Origin of the sequence: Wolbachia endosymbiont (group A) of Rhinocyllus conicus, from assembly GCF_947250775.1 — a bacterium.
Taxonomy (GTDB): Bacteria; Pseudomonadota; Alphaproteobacteria; order Rickettsiales; family Anaplasmataceae; genus Wolbachia.
Map to the genome: position 1 here is coordinate 506358 of NZ_OX366349.1, position 15680 is coordinate 522037.

Below are 15680 nucleotides of genomic sequence, written 5' to 3' on the forward strand. Positions count from 1 at the left end.
ATTTATCTCGTCATACCGCTGCTTGTTAGCGGGATCTATGTGAGATACCGTGACGGTATGACGTAGGACTGCTGTCATTCCGCTACTTGTTAGCGGGATCTATGTGAGATACCGTGACGGTATGACGTAGGTAGCCCAGTTTGGATGACAAGAAAGAGCTACAAAACAACCTTTGGTTCGCGAAATGGAGAATACACCTTCTTCACTTCAGACAAATGGCTACTTACCCCCGATTCACGATCTTTGTAAATAGCAGAAACATGCCGCATAATACCTAGTTTTATCTGCTCAGGAACATTGTCATAGCCAGCCTCGTATACAACATCAACTCTTATTGCATTCAAATAATTGAAAAACTCAACGTAGCCCCCTACATCACTAAAATAATACTTAAGTGTTCTCTTCTCTTGACCTTTAGACATCATTGCAGTAGCCAATACTATCTTACTCACAGGGCCATAGCTTAAATAGATCCTACGAGGTACATAATCTTCATATGAAACTTGCCATGTTTGTTTCACCAGTGACTTTTCCATATGCCACTCAGCATAATCAGTTGCCATAAAAATTAGATCTGAAATCAACTTATCATCTTGATCGTTCTCAATGCGTAAAAAAGATTTAATACCAATTCCCACTATACAAAGAACAGATAGAAGATAATGGAAAAAAAGCTATACTAAAGTAAGTGAAATAGCGAGGTTTAAATGGCATTAAGGTCAAAACTATTAGACGAAAAAGTTGTAAATTTGGCGAAAGAAATGTTAAAAAAGGTCAGAAATAATGCATATGTTTCAAAAAAGTTACAAGCGGTAATAGCAGGAAAAGAAAGTAGTATAAGCGCTGTAGCAAGAATATGTAAAATTTCAAGGACTGCTTTGACTGAATGGATAAAGCATCTAAAATTTGGTAGAGTAGAAAAACTATTTGCCCCGTCTCAGCGGCGAAGAAAAAGCAAATTAAACAAAAATCAACGTAAGCAAATTGAAATATGGGTAGAAAAAAATCCAAATATTACTATTAAGGAAGTGCGAATAAAAATCTCAGAGGAATTTGACCTAAACATCGGTAAATCAACAGTGCACCGTGAGATACAAAGGATGAAATTTTCTTACATAACACCAAGGCCAATGCACCATAAACAAGATAAAAACAAGCAAGAAGAGTTTAAAAAATACTTCAATAAAATAGTCAATTCCCACCCTGAAAAGGAGGTATTTTTTTGATGAATCACGATTTGGAACTCATTCAAAAATCGGACACGGATGGTTCAAAAAAGGGATCAGAACGCAGGTTAAAATAAAAATCGGTAGACAAAATTTCTATATCTACAGTGCGGTAAATCCAAGAAGTGGTAAGGAAATTAGCCTACTTGCTCCATATGTAAACACTGATTGTATGAATATATTTCTGGAGCAGATGTCGAAAGATTTAGGCACGAAAGAAGCCTTTCTTGTAATGGATTGTGCAAGTTGGCATAGATCAAAAAGTTTGAAATTTCAGGAAAACATTACCATTATATACTTGCCTCCTTATTCACCTGAACTGAATCCTGTTGAGAGGTTGTGGCAATATATCAAACACAATACTTTACGCAACAGAGTCTACGATACCATAGGCTTACTTGAAGATGTTGTGTGTAATTTTATTGTCAGTATTTCCAGCACTACTATTAAACGAGTTTGTAATGTTTCTTATTTGTTCGATTAGTAATGGAATTTGGTATAACCTCTTCTAAAGTAACTGGAAAAGATTCAGGCTTAGATTTACGTTGCACATGTATTCTTGGTGAAGTAGATCTTGTTGACATGATAACCCTCCTTATAAATATATTTTTGTCATTCTAACGCTCCTTATTTTGTCATCCCAGCACCTTCTTCTGTCATCCCAGTGTCACGCACTGGGATGACAAAAAAAGGAGCACTTACCCCGCCAACAATGTTGCAAATTTTTCTTTTCTTCTCGATTATTTCCAGGAGAGTTTGGTAGCTCTTTTACACGAAATACCACATTTACGTCCTCAAGGTTAATTTCAATTCTCTTGACTAACGTTCTAATAATATCACGTTTAGTTAGCCAGTCTGCGTTATCAAGGTTTGATGTAATATTGGAAGAAAAGTCTTCTAAATTGGTTACAACCAAAGTTAATTCCTGTTTTAATTTCTTTTGATCGAATATCCTTTTCTTCTCCTCTTCAATTGTTTTTAAACTTTGTTTCATTGCTTTAATTCGTGGTTCAAATTCTTCTTGATTAATATATTCTTGAGCATAACTATCAATAAGTCTAGCAATACCACGTTTTAATTTATTTTCTTGTTTCTCTAGTAAATCGCTTTTTTGATCCCATGATGATTTTTTAAGCTCTGAAAGTCTACGCCTGTATTCTTCTAAAACCCTATTTGGATTTTTCAATAAATGCTTAACCTCTTCCCAAACGGCTGTTTCTAATGCATCTGTACGAATGTGTTTATTATCACAAATTTTATTACCACCAAAACGGTAAGAATCTCTACCAATACAACGATAATAAGCATAATGATCAATTTTTTCTCCTCGCTTATTTCTTACAGGACTTCCGTAATATGCATAACGACAACGCTTACATACGATTAAACCTTGTAGTAAATATTTTGCTCCTCTTTCTCTTGTCCTTGCTATTTTTCTATTCTCAGCTAATTGTTCTTGAACTATATCAAATACATCTTCGTCCACTATATTTGGCACTTTAACATAAATCCAATTTGCTTTTTCAACAGAATAGGTAGAGTAATTATCTTTCGGTTGTTCACAAGAATGTTTCTGTGGTCTGATATGTTGTAACTTTATACCTACTTTTGTTTTACCAAAAGCCGCTTGTCCTTTGTAAGCAGGATTTTTTAACATACCCCAAATCACACTTCTATCCCAGTACTTTTTTCCTGTTCGTGTTATAATAGACATAGTGTTTAGCCGACGACACACTTCCCCAATACTTGTCCTTTCTCTTCCTATCCACAAAAATACTTTCCTAACAACATTAGCTTCTTCTTCGTTTATTTCAAATAAAGCTTGTCCTCCTCCCATATATTTATCTATATAACGATAACCATAAGGAGCTCCTCCCATTACGCTTACACAACCTTTATTAGCTGCATAAATCTTTCCGCGACGACTTCGTTCCATAATTTTCGCTCGTTCATATTCTGCTATCATACCTTGCATTTGTAACAGCAATTGAGATTCTGGATTATCGTTAATCTCATAATTTAAGAAAACCGTTTCTGCTCCTGCTTTCTCAAATTCTTCAAGTAATACCATTTGATATGCATATTTTCTAGATAAGCGATCAGGTGAATGAATGTAAATTCTATCAATTTTACCTTCTGTTACTTTATCACGTAACTTTTCTAGATCAGGACGGACTAGATTAGATCCACTGTAGCCATTATCAATAAATTTATACTCACTTAATAATTTGTATCCATCCGTACTAATTTGCTTCTCTAAAGCTGCAACTTGACTTGCTATTGTATTTTCTTGTGCTTGTTTCCCCGAAGAAACTCTTGCATATAAACTCACTGTTACCATTTGATCCTCCTTGAATCCCATTTTTATGTTTTAAATTTTTTTGGCTTACTTGCTTTGACACGGCTTTTTCATAAGCATCTAACAAATACTTTTCTGCCAACCGGTTAGTTTCATAGCTACAGCTAATCCGTATAGCTAATCTCTTATTTCCCATGAACTTTCCTTGAAATAATATGTTCATATCATTCATTGAAACTGATGGTTAATTGATTGTTGGCACTATAAATAAATGGCACTCTTGTTTTTGGACATAGAAGTTTTCGAGAAATGCTTTTCTCTAATTTTACGTTTTTTGCAACATTGTTGGCGGGGTAATCGTCCCGTGTTGCAGTAGAGTAAGCATAACTACCAATGTCATCCCAGTGCCCAGACACTGGGATGACAAGAATAATTTGCACCTGGATGACAAGGATGAAGTACATTTGGATGACAACTGGATATATAGATCACATTCAAAATTATTATGCATATTCTGCTTCATTTCAGATATTTCCTCCTTTGGTACCTCAGTAGCACAGCTATTTTCAGCTATATTACACTGTATTAGTTAAAATTGGAATTACTACCGTTACTTTTTTGTTGTTGACCTTGCTGCTCGTACATAGTTTCAAAATCTATAGGATCTAGCATTAGTGGGGGAAATCCACCACTGCTTGTAACTCTTGCAATTATTTCTCTTGCAAAAGGGAAAAGAAAAGTAGGTCCGCCAATAAACAAAGCTTGTCTTACCTCTTCCTCACTCAACTCTTTAAAATTTTCTATTGAAAAAATGCCACAATATTTTGTCTCACAAATGAAAGCTACGCCATCTTTTATACCTTCATCTTTTATTGTTGCTCTGACTTCTATATGTAAAGTAATTTCATGGAAAGATTTTTCTTCATTTACTCCTTCTTTGTTTTCCATTCCTTCTAATTTCGCTGAATTGATATTAACCATTACATTAATATCGGGAGCTTTATTTGAAGAAAGGAATGGCGAATTCGGATTCTCAAACGATAGATCTTTAACATATTGACCGTGAATTCTCATTTTTTGTTGTGGCATTTCTTACGTCTCCTTTAATTAAGTTGAGATATTTAATACTTTCTTATATAATATATTCATTTACAAACGAATAGCAAACCTGATTATAAGTTGATATGAAAAACATATTTTCATTAATAATTAATAATGTTCGGATACTTTATATGCCAAGGAGTTGAGTTACTATGATAGAGCTTGTAATATATACTTTATTAGCGGCGTTCATTTTTTCACGTTTGTATAATTCTTTAGGAAGGTCAGCCAATCTCAATCTAAAAAAGCTAACTAGTGTGTTGGATGTAAGCCGAAGTAAAGAAGATGTAGTAGAAAACATTGAGGGTTACATTGATAGCAACGATGAAAATTCAATAAAAGTTACTTATGAACAAATATTAAAAAAAAACAAAGATTTTTCTATTTCCCACTTTATAGAAGGTTCAAGCATAGCTTTTGAATTAATAATAAAGTATTTCAATCAAGGAAATTTGTCTCAGTTAAAACCACTTCTCGATAAAGACTTATATGATAATTTTGCAGAGAAGATTAAACATCGTAAAGAGGTGCACGAGTCTATAATTGTTTCTATCGTTTCACAAAAGATTTTAGAAATAAAGCTAGTAAAAAACACAGTGTTTATTGCAGTATATTTCCTTTCAGAGCAAATTAACTTCGTTAAGAACAATGAAGGAGATATCATATCAGGTAGCACATCCACCATTAATAAAGTTGAGGATGTATGGCAATTCAAAAAAAATGTTAATTCATCAGACCCAAGCTGGTTGCTTGTTTCTATTAACTATAAAAAGACAAATAACGATAAGACAAATGACAAGTAAGATTAGTTTCATTTAGAGTTAACCATGGAAAGCAAGCTGCGCGAAATAGTACTTGACACTGAAACGACAGGTCTTGACACTGGATCTGGTCATCGAATTATTGAAATAGGGTGTGTGGAATTAATTAATCGTATTCCAACAGGTAAAGTACTCCATCTGTACCTTAACCCAGAAAGAGATATACCTTATCACTCGTTTAAGATTCACGGTATTAGTGAAGAATTTTTAGAAGATAAACCATTATTCTCAGATGTTGCACTTGAATTTCTTGACTTTATATCTAATGATATTTTGGTAATTCACAACGCTGAATTCGATGTTAAGTTCCTTAACATGGAGTTAAGCAAGCTGAATGCTGGGTTAATTTCCTCAGATAGAGTGCTAGATACATTACCTCTTGCGAGGAAAAAATTCGTAGGATCACCTGCTTCTTTGAATGCATTATGTAAGCGTTTTGATATATCGCTAGAGAATAGAGAATTGCACGGAGCACTAGTTGATGCTCAATTGCTTGCAAAGGTATATGTTGAACTTACAGGAGGGTTACAAACCTTTCTGTTTGATAATGAATGCAATCAGGACAGTAACTCTACATTCGTTCAGCATAAAGTGCGTAATCTAACTCCCAGAGAACATTCACCAAATAGTGAAGAAATTGATGAACATAAGAAACTGTTAGACAAAATTAACAATACACTTTGGGATAAATATATTGAATAGGTTAACCAATAAAGATACAATTTGATTTTACTGAGAGCATTCTAATGGTAAGGTTTATAAGATTGTTATCTAATGTGCTAGCAGCATTAGCAGTTGTTTTTTTAGGTTATTATTATTTCACTAAAAAAGGCATATTTGCCCCGGCAGCGATTCACAACGCGGAAGTTAAGATAGGCGGAGATTTTTCTTTAATTAATCAGGACGGACAGATTCTGCGCAGTAGTGATTTTAAAGATAAATACATGATGATTTTCTTTGGATTTTCCTCATGTAAAAGAATTTGTCCTATAAACCTTGGGATAATTTCAGAAACACTTGCAAAGTTAGATGAGAAAACTACCAACAAGCTACAAACATTCTTCATCACAGTTGATCCTGAGCGCGATAGCACGGAAAGACTTAAAGAATTTCAGCAGCAATTTGACCATAGAATACAAATGTTAACTGGTGAAAGAGAAAAAATAGACGAAGTAGTTGCGAAATATAAAGTATATGCAAGCAAAGTAGACGGAGAAGAAGAAATCAACCATTCTTCGATAATATATCTTATTGGCCCTGGAGGAAAATATGTTACACACTTTGCAGCTGATTTAAATTCAGACGAAAGTCAATCTGATAAGATTTTGGCTGAGATAAGAAAATACGTAAACTGAATTATAGATTTTTCTGTTAATTAGTCGAGCACGCAACTGCATGAGCATTATAATTTAATCTCCACCGGGAAGACGCATTGGAATGACACTATTTGCTGTCTTCAAAAATAAGCATTCGTAAAGTTGTGCTTTTAACATGGGTTATCAGTTTAAAAATGTTGCTAACTAGTATATCTGGATGTAATATTAATTAACATTCATAAACGAAGCAATCTAATGGAAAATAGTTATAATGCCGATGCAATAAAAATCTTAAGGGGTCTTGATGCTGTAAGGAAACGTCCAGGTATGTACATTGGTGACACTGACGATGGATCTGGCTTGCACCACATGGTATATGAGGTTGTTGACAACGCAATAGATGAATCTTTAGCTGGATATTGTGATAAAATTGAAGTTAGCATAAATAAAGATGGTTCAGTATCTGTAACTGATAATGGTCGTGGCATTCCAACTGACCTTCATGAAGAAGAAGGAATATCAGCAGCAGAGGTAATAATGACTCAACTCCATGCTGGTGGTAAATTTGACAGTAATACCTATAAAGTTTCTGGGGGATTACATGGTGTTGGAATCTCAGTTGTGAATGCATTATCAAGCTGGTTGGAATTAACTATTTGGCGCAATAAGAAAGAACACTTTATGCGCTTTGAAGATGGTGAGTCTATTGAACCTTTAAAGGTAGTCAACGAAAATACAAACAAAAGAGGAACTAAAGTCACGTTCATGCCATCAACAGAGACTTTTAATGGCATTAATTTCAGTTACTCAACGCTTGAAAGTCGTATAAGAGAATTAGCATTTTTAAATTCAAATATCGACATTACTTTACGTGATCTGCGCAATGAACCATATACAGAATCTCATTTCAATCAGAGCAATCAATCTAAAGACAATTTTGGTACAGCGAATTTTGTGCGGTACTTAGATAAGAATAAGACACATGTAACTAAAATTGCCAGTATGAAAGGAGATGCAGAAGATCTTGGCATCAGCTTGGAAATATCGATGGAATGGAATGATTCCTACTATGAACATATGTTATGCTTCACGAATAATATAAGGCAACGAGATGGTGGTACGCATTTGGCAGGATTTAGATCTGCACTAACTAGATGTATCAATAACTATGCAACTAATGAAGGGTTTTTAAAGAAAGCAAAAGTAAATTTAACTGGAGAGGACGTTAGAGAAGGTTTAACTTGTGTTTTATCTCTCAAGATGCCTGATCCTAAGTTTTCTTCACAAACAAAAGATAAACTAGTTAGTTCTGAAGCGCGTACAGTTGTGGAGAGCATAGTTTCTGATAAATTGAGCACAATCCTTGAAACTGATCCCAAGTTGGCAGCAAGTATAGTAGAAAGAGCAATCAGATCAGCAAAAGGAAGAGAAGCCGCAAGAAAAGCACGAGAGTTAGTTAAAAGCAAAAACAATATTGATATTGCAACTCTGCCAGGAAAGCTTGCTGATTGCCAGGAAAAAGCCCCTGAGTTATCGGAATTATTTATAGTAGAGGGTAATTCAGCAGGTGGTACTGCAAAGCAGGGGCGTAATCGTAAAACACAAGCAGTGCTTGCCTTAAGAGGAAAAATTCTAAACGTAGAACGTGTAAGTTTAGATCGTATTTTTTCATCTGCAGAAATAGGCTCTTTAATTACTGCAATTGGTGCTGGAATAGGGAGTGAACACTTCAATATTGAAAAAGCTAGATATCATAAAATTATCATCATGACAGATGCAGATGTTGATGGTTCACATATAAGAACTTTGATTCTAACTTTCTTTTTTAGACATATGCGTGAAGTTATTGAAAAAGGCTACTTATACATAGCACAGCCACCCCTTTATAAAGTTACAAAGAATGCTAAAGACACTTATATTAAAGATGACGAAACTTTTGAAGAGTATATAATAAACTCAGCAGTTAAAAGATTAACACTAAGTGGTACAGCTACAGAATTTAACGACTTGCGCCTTATTTTGAATAAATGCGTTAGCATTTCTAATATTAGCAAAAATTATGATAGAGAAATACCACAAAATCTCTTAGAGTCATTGCTAATTTTAAGCAAAAAGAATGCTCTATCATCGGCTGATGAGATATTAAAGTATTTAAAATTAATGTACAGTGAATATACTTGGGAAGTAGAAATAAAGGATGAAGAAAAAGAAATTCACATCTCTAAATTATTTCAAGGATTGGCAGACAAATATATATTTGCACTTAGTATGCTTGAAGGCAAAGATATGCAAAACATATTAAGTTTGCTTGATGGTATAAGTAATTTATTTAATGGTGATTCATTTTTAAAGTCACAAGAAACTGAAATAAAAATCACTTCTCCAAGTACGCTTGCAAAAATAATAATGGACTATGGTAAAAAAGGTTTAACTCTGCAGAGATTTAAAGGTCTTGGTGAAATGAATGCTGATCAGCTATGGGATACTACGTTAAATCCTGAGGCTAGAACTTTATTGAAGGTTGAAATAAGAGATTGTGAAGAAGCTGATTCCATATTTTCAATATTAATGGGTGATATAGTTGAACCACGCCGTGATTTTATTAATAGTAATGCACTCAACGTGCATGATGTTGATATTTGAACTTTTAGCAAAATGTACGAACGTTACGGGTTTAAGCAAAAACTGTGTCATTCAAGTAGCTGACACTGGGATGGCTTTGTTGCATAGCAACCGAAAAAATCTGGTGGCTACTGACAAAATTCATTATAAATAACCATTTAACTGTTGAAGAAAAAATATGCCACAGAAAATGAAAGTCAGTAACCAAAACGAATATAACAAATTCCTTGAAAAAAGGGGAAATATTTTTCGTTACATCGATGAAGCTATCGAAAATTGGTATGAAAATAGTCCAAAAATGCAGGGCGGCAACTATATTTACAGTGATAAAGTCGTAATTTTGGTGCATATAATTGTCAATCTTTTTAGAATTGGGTTAAGACAAACGGTGGGGTTTATAAAAGGATATCTGCAACAAATAGGAAAAAATTTGGCAGTTATCAGCTATTCACAAGCATCAAGAAGGTTTAAAAAACTTAATATTAAGATAAATGATTGCAGGGTTGATAAAAGCAACATGGAAAATATTGAAATTATCATAGATAGCACAAGTATCAGCATTTACAGTAACACTCCTGGCCACAGTAAGGAAAACAGTGCAGATAGAAAGTACCGAAGCTACGAGCAAGTAAGAAAGTTACATGTTATGTTAAGTGTGAATAGTAAAAAAGCTATAGCTGCAAGATACAGTAATGGCGTCTACTCTGACCACTATGGAGCTTGCGATTTGCTTGAAGAAGTTAATTTTCAGCACAAAATAAAAGCATTATATGCAGATAGGGCATACGATAAGCACAAACTTTATAAATTGTGTAAGAAATACGATATAAAGACAAAAGTTCTACCAAAAAAGGATGCAGCAGAACATTCAAAAATAGATTATATGTCTGACAGGAATGCTGCTATTAGGTTAATAAAATTATATGGACAAGATGGTGTAAAAGAGTGGAAAAAGGAAGCAATTTATGGAAAGAGATCTTACATAGAAGGATTTTTCTCAAGGTTGAAGCAAGTATTTGGATTTAGCTTTAGGAATAAATCTGAAGTAAATCGTGAAAAAGAATTACTAATTAAGTGCTATTTGCTCAACAAATTCACTGATATTGGTATGGCTAAATTTGAAATCATTACATAAATTTGTCGTAAACCATCACTGCTTAAGGTGCTATGCAACAAAGCCCACTTGGATCCAGATTGGCTTTGTTGCATCGCTACTTATGAAAGGCTAACTATAGCTAGGATTATAAGCAACCTATTGAAAATCTTGTTTTTTTGCAATCAATCTGATCAAATTTAAGAATAGTAATTTATTATTTATATTAATAAACTTAATTCTATTGAAAATAGCTAAAGCATTGAAATTCTTGAATTTTAGCCGGATTAGTGAGTGGTAGTGAAATTTCTTTTACTCAAATTTAGGTATTCACTGACCGTTCTTGTTATAAATACCAGAATAATAAGCTACTGATATTCTCCATCTTTTTTATCTTTAATCCATCATAGCTAGCGATGCAACAAAGCCCACCAGATTGGATACTGAGTTGGTGAGTATAAAAGTATAGCTTCTACGTCATACCGCGATTCATTCGCGGTATCTCATCCGCTAACACGTAGCGGGATGACGAGGTTATCGTCATGCCACCGCGAACCGTCATACCGCCGCGGTATCTCACATAGATCCCGCTAACAAGCAGCGGGATGACAGCAATCCTACGTCATACCGCGATTCATTCGCGGTATCTCATCCGCTAACACGTAGCAGGATGACGAGGTTATCGTCATGCCACCGCGAACCGTCATACCGCCGCGGTATCTCACATAGATCCCGCTAACAAGCAGCGGGATGACAGCAATCCTACGTCATACCGCGATTCATTCGCGGTATCTCATCCGCTAACACGTAGCAGGATGACGATTGTCAAGGTGTCATCCGAGTAGCTTGACTACTTGGATCCAGAAAACTTAACTTTAAATAAGTGGCTGCATAATAAAGACTAGATTCCAGCGTCACGCGCTGGAATGACACCATTTTCGGTCTCTTAAGTTACTTTAGCTATAAACATTAAGAAATTTACCAAACGAAAAAAAAGGCAAAAGAAGCCCCGTGGTGCGAGTTTTGACTCTATATTACTGTAAGTGGCGCTGTAATAATGTGCTAACGCTTAAAATAAGCGCGATTTGGCTGAATGTAGAAAAAATAAAAAAGACATGCAGCCGCTATAATTTTATGTAATCCGCCAAAAAATACCCTAAGTTTTTTACTGAATTTTGTCATTGAGCCTGCAGGTCAAAAACAAGTTTTGAGTCATAAATACCCTTATTGTCATGATAAGGGGGCTGGCAGAGTTTGTCAAGCAAGTTTTTTCGTTTCTATGTTGTCAGCTACCTGAATATTGATCATACGGTTTCCATCTGTTATATATAATCTTTTTGAATACGAAGAAAACTGATGAATGAGTATGATATTACGGTTATAGGTAGCGGTCCTGGTGGTTATATAGCAGCAATTAGGGCGGCACAGCTTGGGTTTAAAACTGCAATTGTAGAAAAAGAAAAAAATTTAGGCGGTATATGCTTAAATTGGGGATGTATACCAACAAAATCACTACTTAGAGCATCTGAGGTTTATAGGCTAATAAAAAGATCAAAAGAGTTTGGTATAGAAGTAAAGGGAGCGAGTTTTGATATACAATCAATAGTGAAATACTCAAGAAACGTTGTTGATAAATTGTCAAGCGGTGTTGCATATTTGATGAAAAAAAATAACATCAAAGTTCATCAAGGCTTTGGTAAACTTGCAGGCAATAGTACTATAAAAGTTGCTGGCGATAAGGAAGAACAAGAAATTGTTTCCAAACATATCATTTTAGCAACAGGCGTGAGAGCACGGAATCTGCCTGGAATAGAGGCAGATGGAGATTTAATATGGAATGCGCAGCACGCTATGACTCCAGAGAGATTACCAAAATCACTACTAATCATAGGGTCTGGTGCAATTGGAATAGAATTTGCAAGTTTTTATAGTACTTTGGGGGTTGATGTAACAATCATAGAGATAAAGAGCACTATTTTGCCGCTGGAAGATAAAGACATTTCAGGCCTAGCAGAAGAAATATTCACAAAACAGGGGATAAAAATATATACAAACAGTAGCGTAAAAGCTCTTACTAAAAGTAAAGACTCTGCTCAAGTGCTACTAAGTAGTGGCGAGAGCAAAGAATTTGATAGGGTGATTGTTGCGGTTGGAATTCAAGCAAATATTGAAAATATAGGTTTAGAAAATACAAAAATTAAATTAAGCCCTTCTGGTTTTATTGAAATGAATGAATGGTATGAAACTAGTGAATCAAATGTGTATGCAATAGGTGATGTAGCTGGCCCACCATGTTTAGCACATAAAGCGAGCCATGAAGCTGTGATCTGCGTTGAAAAGATTGCTGGTAAAAGTGCTCATGCGTTAAAAAAAGAATGCATACCAAATTGCACTTATTCTCATCCACAAATAGCGAGCATCGGCCTTACTGAGGAACAGGCAATAAGAGGTGGGTATGATGTAAAAATAGGAAAATTTCACTCTAACTTTAATGGTAAGTCTATTGCACTCAGTGAAACTGAAGGGTTAGTGAAAACAATTATAGACAAAAAGACAGGCGAACTTCTGGGTAGCCACATGATAGGTGCAGAAGTAACGGAGTTAATTAGCAATTTTGCTCTTGCAAAGCAACTAGAAGGAACAGACTTCGACATAAAATCTACGATTTTTCCTCATCCAACCATTTCAGAGATGATACACGAATCAGTGCTTGCTGCAGATGATGAGTCGTTAAATAGTTGAACTAACGTTCCATCGTTTTAGAGTTGTCAATGTCTTGGGTAGTAGTTTGATTAGGCACTTTAGTTTCAATAGATTGATTACCACCAGCATCAGAATTCTGTAACTCTTCTTTCAATCCCTTAGCTGCTTCTTTAACTTTAAGCTTTGCCTTTGGATGAAGATCTTCTGGGCCTTTTCCTTTAGTATCCAAACCTTGTTGTAGATTAGTGCTTTTCATTTTATTATGCTGCTCGTGCTCAGGTAGGTCAACAACCGAATTGAAAAGAATTTTTATTATATTTTTTAGCAGTTCTAAAAAACCTCCGCTTCTGCCTTCTCTTTGTTCTTGAGGTTTATTTTTCTCATTAGGTTCTTTTTTACTATTACTTTTAGGCATTTTTAACTCAACTATTATAAAGCTTAATAAAATTCTACGTGCAAATTATTAAATAACAGTTAACAATCTAGGATTCATTATTTACAGATGGATATTATTTTAGCAACAGGTGGCACAGGTGGGCATATCTTTCCGGCCATAGCCTTAGCAAAAGCACTAAAGACACAAGGATACAATTGCATATTATTCACTGATAAAAAAACAAATAAAAATATCGACATAGAAAGCTATATTTTACCATTACGTAGACCAAGCGGCAACAAATTTAAGTTTTTCCTTTTATTAATGTATAGTTGTGTGCTAGCAATATATAAAATCAGAAAATTGAAGCCAAGATTAGTAATTGGGTTTGGTAGCTACGCTTCTTTTCCAACTCTTCTTGCAGCAAAGGTTCTCTCTATACCTATAATTTTACATGAACAAAACACAGTTTTAGGGAGGGTAAATAGATTCTTTTTTAAGAGTGCAAAATTAATTGCAACCAGCTTTCCGGAGACTAAATATACAGAAGGTAATAAATGTATTTTTACAGGAAATTTTATTGATATAAAAGCACAGAGCCATTCTAGCACTGAGAAAGCCCTAAACATATTAGTCATAGCAGGTAGCCAAGGTGCAAATTTTTTTGATGATGTAGTAAGCAGCGTAATTTGTAATTTGCCTATTAAAATGAAAAAGAAAATTAGAGTGACGCAGCAATGTACGAAGAAAAATGTAAACAAGGTCAAGAGTCTATACAAAAGTGAAAAGATCGATTGTGAATTGAGTGAATTTTTTGATGATATGGAAAATAGATTGGCCAATGCTCACTTGGTAATTAGCAGAGCAGGAGCAACTTCAATAGCAGAGATCACTCTTGCTAGGCGCGCTGCTATATACATTCCTTACCCTGACTCAAAAGATAATCACCAATTTTATAACGCAAAATGTATTGAAGATTCGGGAGCAGCTGTAATAGTTGAGCAGAATAGTGAAGCAAAAAAAAATCTAACAGAGGTACTATTTGATCTATTAAATAATTCTCAAAAATTGCGTGATATGACCAATAATACAAAAAAAACAGGGATAAAGAATGGGACTACTGAGTTTGTTAAGGTAATTGTTCACAGGTTTAGTTGATGGCTGCTTGCTTTTTCTTCAAACACATCCCAAAGGTCTTTTTCTAGCGATATATTATATAATTTATTGATATAAACCACTCCCGTGGGTGAAGTTGTGTTAATTTCGAGCAGGAAGTCATCTATAATATCAATACCAACAAATATTAGCCCCCTTTTCTTTAATTCAGGACCAATTTTGTTACATATTTCATTGTCTCTATCGTTCATTTGAGCGGGCTCAAAACTTGCTCCAAGTCGCATGTTTGTTCTGATCTCTCCACTGATTTTTGGAACTCGTTTCATTACTCCAATTGGTTGACCATAAAGTAGCAATATTCTTTTATCTTTATCTATGTTTTTACAAAATGATTGCGCAATTACAGGACATTCATATTTTGCTATCATGAGATCCACTACCACTTGAATGCTGTTTTCATCTCGTATTCTTATTACATCGTTTCCTCCATAACTATACAACGGCTTCAGAATAATATCTTGATAGTTGTGGTAGAAATCTCTAATCATCGATATATTTTCAGTGATCAAAGTCGGCGGAATTAGCTCTGGAAATAATGAAGTTATCAATTTTTCAGGACAATTTCTTATTTCTGTTGGATTGTTAATTACCAATGCGCTGGTTTTTTCTAAGATATAGGTTGTTGTAATGTAGCGCATATCAAAGGGTGGATCCTGTCTGATAAATATGATGTCCATTTCATTCAAGTTGATTGCTACATCCTCTTTAGAGATAAAACTAAAATCATCAACGCTGACTTTCTGAGCAAGAGCAATTGGATGGTTTAGCTTTAGTGCTAAATTGTTAGGAGCATAGACAAAAACTTCGTGCTTCCTCCTTTGTGCTTCCTTTATTAGCACGAATGTAGTGTCAGTTTCAAAATTTATATTTTCATCCATCTGAAAGGCAACTTTCATTTATGTTCTCTACCTATTGTCACAACTGTACAAATGTTATAATTTGAAGGC

The 15680-nt window shown here is 34.7% G+C and carries 15 protein-coding genes; 9 read left to right on the forward strand and 6 right to left on the reverse strand.

What is annotated here, in order from left to right; genetic code table 11:
* Positions 1–158: 158 nt before the first annotated feature.
* Positions 159–638, reverse strand: coding sequence for a head-tail connector protein (locus OOK92_RS02600; RefSeq protein WP_264736139.1), 480 nt, complete (start codon positions 636–638; stop codon positions 159–161).
* A 69-nt stretch (positions 639–707) separates the two neighbouring features.
* On the opposite strand from OOK92_RS02600, the gene OOK92_RS02605 reads away from it, so the two are divergent.
* A protein-coding gene (locus tag OOK92_RS02605; RefSeq protein WP_264735405.1) for an IS630 family transposase occupies positions 708–1710 on the forward strand; the annotation gives its coding sequence in 2 pieces (ribosomal slippage) (positions 708–1217 and positions 1219–1710; 1002 coding nt in all).
* Here OOK92_RS02605 and OOK92_RS02610 read toward each other — a convergent pair.
* Together OOK92_RS02610 and OOK92_RS02615 are read right to left on the reverse strand one after the other, a co-directional pair.
* Entirely contained in the window at positions 1673–1810 is a 138-nt protein-coding gene (locus OOK92_RS02610; RefSeq protein ID WP_264736141.1) for a hypothetical protein, read from the reverse strand. The two genes, OOK92_RS02605 and OOK92_RS02610, sit on opposite strands and share 38 nt — an antisense overlap.
* A gap of 83 nt (positions 1811–1893) precedes the next feature.
* Positions 1894–3588: a recombinase family protein gene (locus OOK92_RS02615; protein WP_264736143.1), complete on the reverse strand. Its 1695-nt coding sequence runs from the start codon at positions 3586–3588 to the stop codon at positions 1894–1896.
* Positions 3589–3918: 330 nt separating this feature from the next.
* On the opposite strand from OOK92_RS02615, the gene OOK92_RS02620 reads away from it, so the two are divergent.
* Positions 3919–4080 (forward strand): hypothetical protein, encoded by a 162-nt coding sequence (locus OOK92_RS02620; RefSeq protein WP_264736144.1) that lies wholly within the window; start codon positions 3919–3921, stop codon positions 4078–4080.
* 30 nt (positions 4081–4110) lie between these two features.
* Here OOK92_RS02620 and secB read toward each other — a convergent pair whose 3' ends face one another.
* Positions 4111–4614 (reverse strand): protein-export chaperone SecB, encoded by a 504-nt coding sequence (gene secB / locus OOK92_RS02625; protein WP_264736145.1) that lies wholly within the window; start codon positions 4612–4614, stop codon positions 4111–4113.
* Between the two features lie 164 nt (positions 4615–4778).
* Here secB and OOK92_RS02630 point away from each other — a divergent pair, with 164 nt between their 5' ends.
* From OOK92_RS02630 to lpdA, 6 genes are all read left to right on the forward strand, one after another.
* Positions 4779–5429 carry a Tim44/TimA family putative adaptor protein gene (locus OOK92_RS02630; protein WP_264736146.1) on the forward strand — a complete coding sequence of 217 codons (651 nt, stop codon included), beginning with the start codon at positions 4779–4781 and terminating at the stop codon, positions 5427–5429.
* 24 nt (positions 5430–5453) lie between these two features.
* Entirely contained in the window at positions 5454–6149 is a 696-nt protein-coding gene (gene dnaQ, locus OOK92_RS02635; RefSeq protein ID WP_264736147.1) for a DNA polymerase III subunit epsilon, read from the forward strand.
* A gap of 44 nt (positions 6150–6193) precedes the next feature.
* A complete protein-coding gene (locus OOK92_RS02640; RefSeq protein WP_264736148.1) occupies positions 6194–6802 on the forward strand; it encodes an SCO family protein in 609 nt (202 codons plus the stop codon).
* Positions 6803–7018: 216 nt separating this feature from the next.
* Positions 7019–9406 (forward strand): DNA topoisomerase (ATP-hydrolyzing) subunit B, encoded by a 2388-nt coding sequence (gyrB, locus tag OOK92_RS02645; RefSeq protein WP_253309509.1) that lies wholly within the window; start codon positions 7019–7021, stop codon positions 9404–9406.
* 157 nt (positions 9407–9563) lie between these two features.
* Complete coding sequence (locus OOK92_RS02650) at positions 9564–10520, forward strand: IS5 family transposase (RefSeq protein WP_264736149.1); 957 nt, start codon at positions 9564–9566, stop codon at positions 10518–10520.
* Positions 10521–11834: 1314 nt separating this feature from the next.
* Entirely contained in the window at positions 11835–13220 is a 1386-nt protein-coding gene (gene lpdA / locus OOK92_RS02655; protein WP_264736150.1) for a dihydrolipoyl dehydrogenase, read from the forward strand.
* Position 13221: 1 nt separating this feature from the next.
* On the opposite strand, the gene OOK92_RS02660 is transcribed toward lpdA, so the two are convergent.
* A complete protein-coding gene (locus OOK92_RS02660; RefSeq protein ID WP_264688321.1) occupies positions 13222–13614 on the reverse strand; it encodes a hypothetical protein in 393 nt (130 codons plus the stop codon).
* A gap of 69 nt (positions 13615–13683) precedes the next feature.
* Between OOK92_RS02660 and murG the strand changes: the two genes are divergently transcribed.
* Complete coding sequence (murG, locus tag OOK92_RS02665) at positions 13684–14715, forward strand: undecaprenyldiphospho-muramoylpentapeptide beta-N-acetylglucosaminyltransferase (RefSeq protein WP_264736151.1); 1032 nt, start codon at positions 13684–13686, stop codon at positions 14713–14715.
* Here the strand turns inward: murG and gshB are convergent.
* Entirely contained in the window at positions 14700–15629 is a 930-nt protein-coding gene (gene gshB, locus OOK92_RS02670; protein WP_264688409.1) for a glutathione synthase, read from the reverse strand. The genes murG and gshB overlap by 16 nt on opposite strands.
* Positions 15630–15680: the final 51 nt, after the last annotated feature.

Excerpts from the sequence above, each read along its gene's own strand:
- OOK92_RS02650 (WP_264736149.1), top strand. The coding sequence starts at position 9,564 with ATGCCACAGAAAATGAAAGTCAGTAACCAAAACGAATATAACAAATTC.
- lpdA (WP_264736150.1), top strand. The coding sequence starts at position 11,835 with ATGAATGAGTATGATATTACGGTTATAGGTAGCGGTCCTGGTGGTTAT.
- OOK92_RS02615 (WP_264736143.1), bottom strand. The coding sequence starts at position 3,588 with ATGGGATTCAAGGAGGATCAAATGGTAACAGTGAGTTTATATGCAAGA.
- OOK92_RS02630 (WP_264736146.1), top strand. The coding sequence starts at position 4,779 with ATGATAGAGCTTGTAATATATACTTTATTAGCGGCGTTCATTTTTTCA.
- murG (WP_264736151.1), top strand. The coding sequence starts at position 13,684 with ATGGATATTATTTTAGCAACAGGTGGCACAGGTGGGCATATCTTTCCG.
- OOK92_RS02640 (WP_264736148.1), top strand. The coding sequence starts at position 6,194 with ATGGTAAGGTTTATAAGATTGTTATCTAATGTGCTAGCAGCATTAGCA.
- gshB (WP_264688409.1), bottom strand. The coding sequence starts at position 15,629 with ATGAAAGTTGCCTTTCAGATGGATGAAAATATAAATTTTGAAACTGAC.
- OOK92_RS02610 (WP_264736141.1), bottom strand. The coding sequence starts at position 1,810 with ATGTCAACAAGATCTACTTCACCAAGAATACATGTGCAACGTAAATCT.
- gyrB (WP_253309509.1), top strand. The coding sequence starts at position 7,019 with ATGGAAAATAGTTATAATGCCGATGCAATAAAAATCTTAAGGGGTCTT.
- OOK92_RS02620 (WP_264736144.1), top strand. The coding sequence starts at position 3,919 with ATGTCATCCCAGTGCCCAGACACTGGGATGACAAGAATAATTTGCACC.
- dnaQ (WP_264736147.1), top strand. The coding sequence starts at position 5,454 with ATGGAAAGCAAGCTGCGCGAAATAGTACTTGACACTGAAACGACAGGT.
- secB (WP_264736145.1), bottom strand. The coding sequence starts at position 4,614 with ATGCCACAACAAAAAATGAGAATTCACGGTCAATATGTTAAAGATCTA.